This window comes from Ornithinimicrobium carbonis (assembly GCF_977012275.1).
The window spans coordinates 2895121-2906896 of record NZ_OZ348993.1 but is presented as its reverse complement, the minus strand read 5'-3'; the positions used below and the strand labels follow the sequence as shown (position 1 = coordinate 2906896).

The window sequence follows — 11776 nt, the reverse complement described above, 5'->3', positions numbered from 1 at the left end:
AGGACCCACCACCGACAGACCCTCGAACACACGTCCACCGGACCGGACCAGCGACGATCACCCCGGAACGTCGACGTCCTGCCCCGTCGCGAGGTCGCCGCACTCCACGAGCACCGGCTGCACCCGCCGCAGGTAGCCACGGGCCCCCGCGTCTCCACCGGCGCCGCCCAGGACCCCGTCCCAGTGGCGCTGACCGAGGACCACCGGATGACCGGGCCGTCCGCCGTACGCGGCCCGTGCCACCTGGGACGTCTGCCCACCCGTGGTGTCCGCCTCCCGCAGGAGGCGCTCCACGACGGCCGGACCCACGTCGGGGAGGTCGACGAGGTGCACCACGGCCCGCCGGGGCACCGTGCGACCACGCGACGCCAGGGCCGTCAGACCGGACCGCAGCGACGACCCCATCCCCCGTTCCCAGCTCCCGCAGCGCACGGCCGTGACCCGGCCTCCCGTCCACTCGGGCAGCTGCGCGAGGAGACCTTCGACCTCCTCCGCCCGGGCACCGGTGACGACGACCACGTCCTCGCACCCCCCGTCCACGAGGGCGCGGACCGCGCGGTGCACCCAGAAGCCGTCCTCGTCGGCGACGAGGGCCTTCGGCATCCCGTAGCGACGCCCCTCCCCCGCCGCCAGCAGCAGTCCCGTCGTCCGGCTCATGCCCCTAGTCTCACCGACCGGCCCACCGTCCACCGTCGAGCCCGCCGCAGTCGTTCCGGTGCAGGATGGACCGGTGACCTCCAGCGACCCGTCCCGACCGCCCACGCCCGAGGTCGGCACGCGGGTGGTGGAGGAGGACTGGTACGCCACCGAGCTCGTGGACCGGTCCTGGGAGCGGTGCACCTTCGCCGAGGTCGACCTCACCGAGGCGTCGGTCCGCGGCTGCCGCTTCCAGGAGTGCACCTTCGAACGCGTGCGGTTCAACGCGGCCGGCCTGGAGCAGAGCTCGTTCGTCGCGTGCACGTTCGTGGCGTGCTCCTTCTTCGACGCCACGCTCGACGGCTGCCGGTGGGATGGCACCATCTTCACGGCCTGCTCTTGGAAGCCGGTCACCGTCAGAGGCGGCTCGTGGTGGGGCGTCTCGCTCGTCAACGCGGACCTGCGGGAGCAGTCCTGGCGAGGGTTGCGGCTCACCGAGGCCGACCTGTCCGGGGCCGACCTGCGCGCCTGCGACCTGCGCGGTAGCGACCTCACCGGCGCAGACCTGCGGCGGACCCGCCTGGAGGGGGCGGACCTGCGCGGGTGCGCCCTCTCGGCCGCCGACCTGGAGGACGCCCGCGTCCGGGGCGTTCGGCTGGACGTCACCGGCGCCCTCGCGCTGGCGGGGTCCCTGGGTGCCGTGGTCGACACCGACGCCTAGGAGACCACCGCGGTATGCGGCCGCGCCCTGCTCGGGCGGGGGTCGGGCAGGTGCGCCCCTGCTCGGGCGGGCCGGTCGGTCGCGCGCCTACCCGGGCGCGTCCAGCTCGGGCGCCAGGTCCGGCACCCGTCTCTCCTCGTCCGGGAGCAGACGCTCCTCCTCGGACTCGGCGTCACCCACCGCGCGCTCCTCGTCCGGCAGGACCCGTTCCGGGTCGTCCTCCTCGAGGGCGTCGGGATCCTCCTCGGGCTCGAACGTGGTGGGTTCCTCGTCCATGCCCATGCCCGCGCCCTGGGACGAGAGGGCCTCCCGGGCCTCCGTGCGCTGGTCCTCGAGATCTTCGCTCATGGTGTCCTCCTCCGGGTCGGTTCCTCCCCCAGTGTGGACCTCTCCCCCACCCTCGGCACGTCCGACGTCCGACGGCCGACGTCCGACGTCCGACGGCCGACGCGACCGGCACGACCGACCGCGCCCCGGCGGAGCGGGAGGCCGGCGGCTCCACGGGTGGTGCCGACGGCACATACTGGGCCCAGGAGGTGCCCATGCCCACCCGACCCGACACCGGCGCAGGACGTCCGGGCGACCGGAGGTCGCTCCCCGTCCACCAGGACGACCTGTGCGTGGCCCGCGTGCCCCTCTTCTCGGGACTGACCCGCGCCGAGCAGGAGCAGGTCGCCACGGTCGCCCGGCCGACGAGGCTCGGCACGGATGAGGTGGTCTACACCGCGGGACAGGACGTCTCCCAGCTCCTGGTGGTCCACACCGGGAGGGTGAAGATCTCCCGGGTCACCGCGGACGGGCACGAGCAGATCGTGCGGGTCCTCGGCCCCGGAGACTTCGTGGGCGAGTCCGCCTTCCTCGACGGCGGCCGACCCGACCACGCCGCGAGCGCCGTCGAGACCACGAGCCTGTGCGTCTTCCGCCACCAGGAGCTGCACGAGCTCGTCGCCCGCCACCCCAGCATCGGCCTGCGGATGCTGCAGACCCTGAGCCGACGGTTGTCGCAGACCGAGGAACGGCTCGGCGCGGCGATCTCCACCGACGTCTCCGCGCGGCTGGCCGACCACCTGCTGTCCCTGCCGGGACGACGGACGGACGACGGTCTGCAGGTCGAGCTCCCGCTCGCCAAGAAGGACGTCGCCTCCCTGCTGGACACCACCCCGGAGTCGCTGAGCCGTCAGCTGCGCCGCCTCAGCGACTCGGGCCTGGTCGCCCTCGGACCCGGTCGGCGGATCACTTTGCTCGACGTGGACGCGCTGCTGACGATGGGCGGTCAGGGCTGACCGTGACGGAGGCCACACCCCTGCCCCTTCGCCTCTCCGACATTTCGTCGTAATCTGGTCCCACGCCCGACCCCCCGGTCCGGGCGACGACCCTCTCGGGAGACCTCAGATGCCCACGTTCCGTCCCCTGCTCCCCCTCGGACTGGCCGCCGTCCTGGCCCTCGCGGGCTGCTCCACCAGCGACCCGGAGCCGGCGCCGACAGCCAGCACCACCCGGACCGGCGACCAGGCGTCCGTGGACGCCCTGCTGGCGAAGATGGACCTGGCGGGCACGGACGCCCGCACGATCGTGGAGGAGCTCGACACCAGCGCCGACGCGCGTCCCCTGCCCCTCGCCGCCTCCGTCCGTGAGGACGCCCTGCTGCTGGGGGACGGGCAGACCGAGGTCGCGCTTCCGCTCCCGGAGGACGAGTTCTACGTCTCCCTCGCGCCCTTCCTCGACCAGACCCACGAGTGCTACTTCCACTCGCTGGCCACCTGCCAGGGCGAGCTGGCCCAGGAGGAGGTGACCGTCCGCATCGTCACCGACGACGGCACGGTCCTGGTGGACGAGACCACCACGACCTACAGCAACGGCTTCGTCGGCTTCTGGGTGCCGCGCGACGTGGCGGGCACCATCGAGGTCGAGCACGAGGGAGCCACCGGGAGCGTTCCTTTCGCCACCACCGAGGGCAGCCCCACCTGCATCACCACCCTCCAGCTGGAGGCGTGACGGCGCACGCGTGGGGACGCGGGGCGCTCGCCGGTGTACGCACGCAGAGCGGACGGAGGCAGCTGGGAAGGGCCCGGTCGACCCGGGCGTTGACCCTCACGTGAGCGCCCCTGCCCGTCGTCGTCCCGTGCCCCGCTGCCCTGTCCGCGTTGGCGAGCCGTGCACGTTGTGCTTCCCCGGGGCGACCGGGCCGCAGGACTGCGGCCTGGTCTACCTCGTGCAGGACGATCCTGAGATGGCCGCCGAGCCGGCGGGCCGGCGCAGCGCCCACCGGGCGGCGGCCACCGCAGCCCAGGGACGGGCCGCACCAGGCTGACGCCGGGTCTACGGTGGTCGGGTGACCGTGGCCCGGGTGCCCGTCGACGGTGGCGTGCTGGAGGTCCGTCTCCACGGGGACGGCCCGACCCTGCTGCTCGTCCAGACCGCCCTGTCCACCGACGAGGTGGCCGTCCTCGGGTGCGAGCCGTCGCTGCGCTCACGGCACCGGGTGGTGGACCTGCGCCGGCGGGGCTACCTGACCGTCCCGGACGGTGCCCCGGCCCGGGCGCCGGGGTCGGTCGTCCAGGACGCCGCGGACTGCGCCACGGTCCTGGTCTCCCTGGACGCCTCCCCGGCCCACGTCGTCGGGGCGAGCTACAGCGGGGCCGTCGCGCTGGAGCTCGCCGCGGCCCGTCCCGAGCTGGTCCGCACCCTGACCCTGCTGGAGCCGCCGCCGGTGGAGGTGGAGGCGGGAACCGCGTTCCGCCACGCCAGCCAGGAGCTGATGGAGGTCTTCGCCCAGGAGGGTGTCACGGCGGCGCTCGAGGCCTTCACCCGCGTGCTCGGGACGGACAGCTGGGAGGCGCAGCGGGCGGCCACCGGAGCGGACGAGGTCGCCCGCGTCGAGCGGGACGCCACCGTCTTCTTCAGCTCCGACGTACCGGCCCTGCTCACCTGGCGCTTCGGTCCGACCCGGGCCGCCGAGGTCCTCGCCCCCGTCCTCTACGTCGGCGGAGGCGACAGCGGTCCGTGGTTCGCCCAGGTGCACGACTGGGTGGCGGAGCTCTTCCCCCAGGCCGAGCACCACGTGCTGCCTGGAGCCGACCACCTCCTCCTGAGGACGCACACGGCCCGGGTGGCAAGCCTGGTGGCCGACTTCCTCCACCGTCACTGAGCCAGGGCTCCCGGCCCGCCACCGCACGACGACGGTGGGCGGCGCGAGCCCTTCCCTTCAAGGCCCCCGACGCAACCCGGTCGTCAGCACCCAGACCAGCGGCAGCGTCGACAGCACCATGAGCAGACGCCCGGTGCCCTGGTCGGACGCGGTGAGGACCGCTCCCGCGACCAGCAGCGCCGCGAACACGAGGACCCCGCCGGTGCGGTTCACCGACCGCTCCAGACGGCGCACCTGCGCGGTGAGGGCCGGTGTCCTGACCGCGAGCTCACCCCGCTCCGCCAGCGTCAGGACGCGGTCTGCCCGGCGGGGCAGCACGAGCAGCAGCCGCCCCAGCGCGAGCGCCTCGCCCACGACGGTCTGCGGCAGGCCCTGCCGCTCGTCCTCCAGCAGCTGGGAGGCGTAGGGGGTGATCGTGCCCCACACGTCGAACTCGGGGTCCAGCCCGGTGCAGATGCCGGACAGGATGCCCATCGACCGGCCCAGCAGCAGCAGGTTCTCGGGCACCTGGAAGGGCAGCTCGAGCAGCAGCTCGCGGAACTGCAGCCCGAAGCGGAGCATCTCCTCCGGCGGGATCTGCTGCAGCTCGTCCATGCGCAGGCCGCCGAAGCGCTCGAAGACCTGGTCGACGGCGGACTCGATGCCCGCCAGGTCTGCGGTGGGCAGCAGCAGGTCGAGCCGGCGCAGGCCGGCGACCATCCTGGCGCCGTCCCGCAGACCCGCTGCGACGAGCAGGTCGCGCAGTCCCGCGCGCAGGTCCTCCGGCACGTGCCCGACCATGCCGAAGTCGATGAAGGTCAGCGTCCACCCCGGCTCGCCCGGCCCCGCGTCCGGTCGGGGGGTGACGAAGAGGTTCCCGGGATGGGGGTCGGCGTGGAAGAGGCCGTCGGTGAAGATCTGCTGCAGGTAGGTCTCCGCCAGCACCTGCGCGACCTCGGCCCGGTCGATGCCGGCGGCCGTGATCGCGGCGTGGTCGGCCAGCTTGATCGCAGAGACGTCCTGGAGGGTGAGCACGCGCCGACCGCTCAGCTCCCACACCACGGCGGGTATGGCGACGCGCGGGTCGTCCGCGAAGTTGGCGGCGAAGGTCTCGGCGCTGGCACCCTCGGCGAGGTAGTCCACCTCCTGCAGCGTGGTGGCCGCGAACTCCTCGACGAGGGCCCGGACGTCGGCGCGCTCGCGGACGGGACGATAGCGCTCCAACCAGCCGCCCACGCGGCGCAGCGCCGACAGGTCGACCTCGACGACCTCCTGGATGTGCGGACGCTGCACCTTGACGACCACGTCCGTGAACCCCTGCTCGGCCGCGTCCGCCGGCCGCAGCCGCGCACGGTGCACCTGCCCCAGGGAGGCGGCCGCCAGAGGCGTCTCGTCGAACCACGTGAAGTGCTCGGCCAGGGGGAGCGCCAGCTCCGCCTCGGCAACCCTCCGGACGGCCGCGACGTCGACGGCCGGCACCTCGTCCTGCAGACCCGAGAGCTCGGCCGTGATCTCCGGAGGCAGCACGTCCAGCCGGGCGGAGAGGAACTGGCCGACCTTGATCATCAGCCCACCCATCGAGACGGCGAGCGCTCGGAAGCGCACGGCCGCCCGCCGACCGCGCTCCGCGCGGGTGCGCGCCGCGAGCCGGCCCAGGCCCAGCCGCCGCAGCACGATCTCCCACCAGATGAAGCCGGCCGTCACCCGGGCGAAGAACAGGACGATGCGCCAGTAGCGCACGCGCAGGTCCGAGCTCCTCATCCGTCCTCCGGACGCTGTCGCTGACGGGGCGGGAGGCAGGACGTCAGTCCTCGGCGAGGATGGCGTACAGCCGCCGGCGGGCGTCCTGGAGGACCTCTGCCCCCGCGGTCAGCTGGTGCGCGGATCCGGTCCGGCCGACCTGGAACACCGCCTGCATCAGCCGCCCGACGGCCTGGTGGTAGCCGGACCCGTCGCCCTGGTGGTCGGCGGCATCCTCCCACGGGGCCGACCGGCCGGCGAGCTGGGCGGCGGCGTCGGTCCCGGCCTCCGTGAGCCGGTAGACCTTCCGGCCGCCGACCGGCTCGGCGACCACCAGGCCCTCGTCGGCGAGCAGCTGCAGGGTCGGGTAGACCGACCCGGCCGACGGGCTCCAGGCTCCCCCGCTCCGGTTCGTGAGCTCGGCGATCACCTGGTAGCCGTGCATCGGTTCCTCCGCCAGAAGCCGCAGGATCGCGGCCCGCACGTCGCCGCGGCGGGCACGTTGGGCCGAGGCTCCGCTGAGCCCGCGCAGCTGCTGGGCGACGTCGAGGAGCGGACCGAACCCGCCCCGGCTCCACGGCGCTCCGCTGCCGGCGGTGTAATGGTGGTGCGGTGCCATGGGTGGACCTCCGGTGCGAGCGGCATGCTGCGAGCGACATATCGTGATCTATCGTCCACAGTACCTCAGCCGGGGCACGGACCCTTCCTCGGTGCATGGTGCCCACCTCCCTGGCCGCGTACTGTGCCAGGCGTGAACGACACCCCCGAGGCTTCCGGCACCACCGAGGTCCCCGAGCCCACCCCGACCCCCGACCGCACGGACCGCCCCGACCGCACGGACGCCCCGCCGGCCGGGCTGGCAGGACCGGCCATCCCCTCCGGTCGGCTGGTCCTGGTGCGCCACGGCGAGACCGAGTGGTCCAGGACCGGACAGCACACCGGGCTGACCGACCTGCCTCTGCTGCCCGAGGGCGAGGAAGCCGCCCGCGGGCTGCGCCAGGTCCTGGAGGGCAGGCGGTTCGTCCACGTCCGCTCCTCGCCGCTGCAGCGGGCGACGGCCACCGCCGACCTCGCCGGCCTGGAGGTCGACGAGCTGGACGCGGACCTGGTCGAGTGGGACTACGGCGCCTACGAGGGACGTTCGACGGCCGACGTCCGGGCCGAGCTCGGCTACCACTGGACCGTCTTCGAGCACGGGGTCCTTCCGGGCACGACGCCGGGAGAGACGGTCGAGGAGGTGGCTGCCCGCGCGAGCCGGGTCCTGGACCGCATCTGGCCCCTCCTCTTCGAGGGGGACGTCTGCCTCGTGGGGCACGGCCACGCCCTGCGGGTGCTGGCCGCGGTCTACCTGCGGCAGGCCCCCCGCTTCGGCGCGCACCTGACCTTCGAGGTCGGCGCGGTCGCCGTCCTGGGTCACCACCACGAGGACCCGGTCGTGGAGGCGTGGAACCGGCACCGCTGAGCCGGACGGCGGGAGGCTGCTCAGGCCGCCTCCCGGGGTGACCCCGTGAGCGCGGCGCGGGCACGCCCGGCACCGGGCCGGTCGGTGAGCTCCTGGGCCAGCCGCCTGAGCCTGGTGGCGGGCTCGGCAGAGAGCTCGAGCAGCCCCTCCGCCACGGCCCGGACGTCCTCGGGCGCGGCACCGTTGGGGTCCAGCGCCTCCCCCAGCCCCGCCTCCTCGACCGCGGCCGCGCCGGCGAACTGGTCGGTGGACAGCGGCAGCAGCAGGAGGGGGACGCCCGCGGTCAGCGCCTCGGTGACGCTGTTGTTCCCACCGTGGGAGACCGCGAGCACCGCGTGGTCCAGCAGGGTGACCTGGGGCAGCTCGGCACGGACCAGCCAGGTCCCGGGAACCGGCCCCAAGGCCTCCCGGGTCGTGGAGCCGCTCGCGAGGGCGACCCGCACGTCCAGGTCGCGGAGGGCGGCGACCACCGTCGCCAGCACGTCGGAGCGCACCGACAGGAAGCTCCCCAGGCTGACGTAGACCACGGGGGGTCCTCCCTGCGCCAGCCACGCGTCCACCTCGGCGTCCGGGGCCTCCGTGCGGACGGCAGACCCGAGGAAGGCGTGCCGGCCCAGCAGGGCCGTCCGCGCGGGGGGATGCAGCTGCCCGGGATAGTTCAGCAGAAGGACGTCCCCGGTCACGCCGAACGCGTCCTCGCAGGCAGGCGCACCGGGGTCGAGGGTCACCAGCGCCTCGTTCCACCGGTCGGTGAACGTGTCCCGCACCCGCTCGCAGGCCCGGCGCAGGGCGAGGAGGGCCGAGGGGTCGGGCTGCAGGCGGCGCGGCCAGACGGGCGGCAGGCCGTAGACCTCCTCCCCCACGGTCAGGGCCGAGGGGTGGCCGAGGACCACGTCGCCGTGCCGCACGCCGGCGGCGGTCAGGGCGAGGCGTGCGCTGAAGGCGAGGTGGTCGACGAGCACGCTGTCGGGCCGGACGCGGTCGACCACGCGCTGCACCTCCCGGGCGACGACGAGCGGCTCCCAGAGCAGGTCGTCCCCGCGCGCGGCCGCCTGGAAGGCGAGGGTCTGCACGGCTCCGCGCCGGGTGGCCTCGAAGAACCCCCGCAGGGCCTCGTCCTCCCCCCGGGGCTGGTCCTCGGCCCGGATGACGCCGGGGTTGGACCCCCGCCCCAGCTGCAGGTGCTCGCGCTCGAAACCGAACCGACGCACGATCCCCTCCGTCGCCGGCCCGGTCGCGACCACGACCCGCTCGCCCGCGTCCGCCCAGGCCGTGCCCAGCGTCGCGAGCGGCAGCAGGTGGGACGCGTAGTCGGGGCTGATCACGAGCAGGGTCATGACCCACCTTCGCCCAGGACTCCCGCGTACACGTCCGCGAGGGAGGAGGCCATCCTGGCGATGCCGAACCGTCGGGCGACGACGGCCCGGGCGTGGTCGCCCCGGTCCGCGGCGTCGGGGGCGGCCGCGAGGTCCAGGGCGCGCACCACCGCCCCGGCGAGGACGGCCGGGGACGTGGTGTCCACGAGCAGGCCCGTCACCCCCTCCTCGACGTACGTCGCCGGCCCGCCCTCACGGGGGGCCACCACGACCAGCCCCGACGCCATCGCCTCGAGGATGGCGATGCCGAACTCCTCCTTGAGGCTGGCCGAGACGTAGACCCCGCCGGGAGCGCAGAGGCCCGGGCGTCCGCGGCGGACGGCCGCCAACCAGGTGACGACGGTTCCCTGCGGCCGGTGGCCGGCCAGGAGCAGACCGCGGGCGGGGGCCAGCACGGGGGGCACGGTCGTCCCGATCCGGGTCAGCTGCTCGGCCTCGTCGTCGGTGGGCTCCTCGAGGTCGCCGCCGACCACGAGCAGGTTGCAGCGGAGGGTGCACGCGGGGTCCGCGGCCCAGGCCTCGACCAGGGTCGCCATCCCCTTCACCCGGTGGAGCCGCCCGACCGAGACGACCAGCGGCAGCCCCCGCCGCTCCGCCGGCAGGGTGGCCAGGAGCGCGTCCAGCTCGCAGAGCGCGTCCCGGGAGGCCGGGGGTGTGCCGCTGCCTCCGGCGACACCCACCTCACGGGCGGCCCGGTCCAGGGGGGCCAGGTCGATGCCCTCCGGCACGACGGTGAGCCGGTGCGCCTCGGTGCCGGGGTCCAGGTGCAGCAGGTCGCGGAGGTCCCGTTCGAGATCGGGCCGCGGAAAGACCACGAGGGCGGCGGCCTGCGCGGCGAGGTGGCGCAGGAGCCGGACCCGCAGCACGAGGTGCTCGACGTGGTCGACGGCGCCGAAGGTCGTGCGGGTGAGGGAGCCCGCGTCCTCCCGCGCAGCGATCAGGGCGTGCGGATCGGGCGCCAGCGTGAGCACCGTGGGGATCCCCAGCTCCTCAGCCACCTCCGCTGCCGCCCACGCGCCGACGTCGGCCATGCGCAGGTGGAGCACGTCCACAGGGGCGGCGGCGGTGAGGATCCGGCGCAACCCGTCGCGGACGGCCTCGCGCAGGTGCCAGGTGTCCGCCGCGTGCCGGACGGGTCCGGGCAGCGGGACGCCCAGGTAGTGGTGACCCGGCGCCAGGGGGTCGTCCGGTCGCCGGTCCTGACCGTGGTGGCTGCGCGAGAGCGTCAGCACCCGGGCCACCCGCGGGTCGGCCAGGAGCGCGTCGCCCAGCTGCACCAGCAGGGTCGCGATACCCCCGGTGTCCCCCTTGCCCGCATGCAGGAGGCTGCCGTCCAGGTCGGCGTGCAGGAACAGCTGGGCGACGGTGAGACCGCGGTCGTCGTGCGGCCCGCGCGCACCGGCCCCGACGTCGGCACCGCGGGAGTCGGCACCGCGGGAGGAGGCACCGCGGGAGGAGGCACCGGCCGGTGACGCCCAGGTCTCCAGGGTCGCGCGGGCGAGCGTGCCGAGGAGCCCGCCGTCCCCGGCCATCGCCGTCAGCGGGCCGACGGCCTCCGCGAGCGGAGGGCCAGACCCCAGCGACCACGCGGCGTGCTCCCGCAGGAACGGCACGGCGGACCCCAGCAGGGGCACCACCACCGCCGCCGCCGTCGGCCCGGCGACGCCGGCGGCGTGGACCGCGACGACCGCCGTCAGCGTGTCGGTGGGGTCGTGGACGGCGGCCCGCAGCAGCGGTGCGGCGGCGGCGCCGTCGGCCCGGACCGCGTCCGTCAGGTCGTCCATCCCGTCGAGGCCGGTGAGCATCGAAGGGGCCTGCCGGACCGCGTCCAGGGCCCGCTGCGTCGAGGACGCCGGAGAGCCGTTCACCGGCGGGAGGCGGTGGCTCCCGCCCCTTCCTCCGGCGCCACCGTCGAGGAGGACGTCCAGCTCAGCAGCAGGTCGGCAGCCACGCTCACCGCGATCGTGGCCGGGTCACCACCGACGAGGCCGGGCAGCCCGACCGGGGTGCGGACGCGGGCGACCTGCTCCTCGGTGAGGCCGCCCTCCACCAGCCGGTGCCGCAGCCGGGCCCACTTCGTGCGCGAGCCGATCAGGCCGACGGGCCCCAGTCCCTCCGTCCGCAGGGCGGCGTCCAGGATCGCCGCGTCCTCGGCGTGGTCGTGCGTCATGACCAGCACGTGCGTGCCGGGCGGCAGCTCATCGAGCACCAGCTCGGGCAGCACGGGGACGGCGTGGGGGTGCACCCGGGCGTCGGCGTCGGCGAGCGGGGCCAGCTGCTGCGGGCCGAGCCGGTCCGGACGCGTGTCCACCAGGTGCAGGTCGAGGTCGTGGCGCGCCAGGATGCGGGCGAGCTCGTGGCCCACGTGCCCCAGCCCGAAGATGGCGACCGCCGGCACGACCGGCAGAGGCTCCAGCAGCACGCCCACCTCGCCCCCGCAGCACTGCAGACCGTGCCGGGACGGGGCCCGCTCGGACAGGGACGTGCTGAACGCCTCCGGCACCGTGCGGCCCTCGCGCACCATGACGCGCGCGCGTTCCACCGCGACCGCCTCCAGGTTGCCTCCCCCGACCGTGTCCCACGTCCGGGTCCGGCCCACGACCATCTTGGCCCCGGCCCCGCGGGGCGCGTGGCCGCGGACCGAGGTCAGCGTCACCAGCACCCCGGGCTCGCGCTGCGTCCGCAGGTGCTCCACCGCCTGCGACCAACGCACG

General features: G+C 75.0%; 13 protein-coding genes. 6 read left to right on the top strand and 7 right to left on the bottom strand.

The genetic code is table 11. The features are described 5' to 3' along the window. Positions 1-57: 57 nt before the first annotated feature. A complete protein-coding gene (locus ACWHYA_RS13305) occupies positions 58-657 on the bottom strand; it encodes a nucleotidyltransferase family protein (RefSeq protein ID WP_425942536.1) in 600 nt (199 codons plus the stop codon). A 73-nt stretch (positions 658-730) separates the two neighbouring features. Between ACWHYA_RS13305 and ACWHYA_RS13300 the strand changes: the two genes are divergently transcribed. Further along, complete coding sequence (locus ACWHYA_RS13300; protein WP_425942535.1) at positions 731-1357, top strand: pentapeptide repeat-containing protein; 627 nt, start codon at positions 731-733, stop codon at positions 1355-1357. Positions 1358-1444: 87 nt separating this feature from the next. Here the strand turns inward: ACWHYA_RS13300 and ACWHYA_RS13295 are convergent, their stop codons facing one another. After that, the gene (locus ACWHYA_RS13295) at positions 1445-1705 is read right to left on the bottom strand and encodes a hypothetical protein (protein ID WP_425942534.1); all 261 of its coding nucleotides are present in this window, start codon (positions 1703-1705) and stop codon (positions 1445-1447) included. A gap of 194 nt (positions 1706-1899) precedes the next feature. Here ACWHYA_RS13295 and ACWHYA_RS13290 point away from each other — a divergent pair, with 194 nt between their 5' ends. From ACWHYA_RS13290 to ACWHYA_RS13275, 4 genes are all read left to right on the top strand, one after another. After that, entirely contained in the window at positions 1900-2640 is a 741-nt protein-coding gene (locus tag ACWHYA_RS13290; RefSeq protein ID WP_425942533.1) for a Crp/Fnr family transcriptional regulator, read from the top strand. Positions 2641-2749: 109 nt separating this feature from the next. Further along, complete coding sequence (locus tag ACWHYA_RS13285) at positions 2750-3352, top strand: CueP family metal-binding protein (protein ID WP_425942532.1); 603 nt, start codon at positions 2750-2752, stop codon at positions 3350-3352. A gap of 10 nt (positions 3353-3362) precedes the next feature. Then, a complete protein-coding gene (locus ACWHYA_RS13280; RefSeq protein WP_425942531.1) occupies positions 3363-3668 on the top strand; it encodes a DUF6767 domain-containing protein in 306 nt (101 codons plus the stop codon). Positions 3669-3689: 21 nt separating this feature from the next. Further along, positions 3690-4505 (top strand): alpha/beta fold hydrolase, encoded by an 816-nt coding sequence (locus ACWHYA_RS13275; RefSeq protein WP_425942530.1) that lies wholly within the window; start codon positions 3690-3692, stop codon positions 4503-4505. Between the two features lie 57 nt (positions 4506-4562). Here ACWHYA_RS13275 and ACWHYA_RS13270 read toward each other — a convergent pair whose 3' ends face one another. Both ACWHYA_RS13270 and ACWHYA_RS13265 read right to left on the bottom strand, forming a co-directional pair. Further along, on the bottom strand, positions 4563-6245 hold the full coding sequence (locus ACWHYA_RS13270) for an ABC1 kinase family protein (protein WP_425942529.1): 1683 nt from the start codon (positions 6243-6245) through the stop codon (positions 4563-4565). Between the two features lie 43 nt (positions 6246-6288). Next, positions 6289-6843, bottom strand: a complete 555-nt coding sequence (locus ACWHYA_RS13265) for a PadR family transcriptional regulator (protein WP_425942528.1) — start codon at positions 6841-6843, stop codon at positions 6289-6291. A gap of 132 nt (positions 6844-6975) precedes the next feature. Here ACWHYA_RS13265 and ACWHYA_RS13260 point away from each other — a divergent pair, with 132 nt between their 5' ends. Continuing rightward, positions 6976-7686 (top strand): histidine phosphatase family protein, encoded by a 711-nt coding sequence (locus ACWHYA_RS13260; RefSeq protein WP_425942527.1) that lies wholly within the window; start codon positions 6976-6978, stop codon positions 7684-7686. A gap of 20 nt (positions 7687-7706) precedes the next feature. On the opposite strand, the gene ACWHYA_RS13255 is transcribed toward ACWHYA_RS13260, so the two are convergent. The 3 genes from ACWHYA_RS13255 to xdhC are packed head-to-tail and all read right to left on the bottom strand — an operon-like array spanning position 7707 to position 11775. Beyond that, positions 7707-9023, bottom strand: a complete 1317-nt coding sequence (locus ACWHYA_RS13255; protein WP_425942526.1) for a nucleotide disphospho-sugar-binding domain-containing protein — start codon at positions 9021-9023, stop codon at positions 7707-7709. Further along, complete coding sequence (locus ACWHYA_RS13250) at positions 9020-10930, bottom strand: glycosyltransferase (protein ID WP_425942525.1); 1911 nt, start codon at positions 10928-10930, stop codon at positions 9020-9022. Before ACWHYA_RS13250 ends, ACWHYA_RS13255 begins: the two co-directional genes overlap by 4 nt. Further along, entirely contained in the window at positions 10927-11775 is an 849-nt protein-coding gene (gene xdhC / locus ACWHYA_RS13245) for a xanthine dehydrogenase accessory protein XdhC (protein WP_425942524.1), read from the bottom strand. The genes ACWHYA_RS13250 and xdhC overlap by 4 nt, the downstream gene beginning before the upstream one ends. Position 11776: the final 1 nt, after the last annotated feature.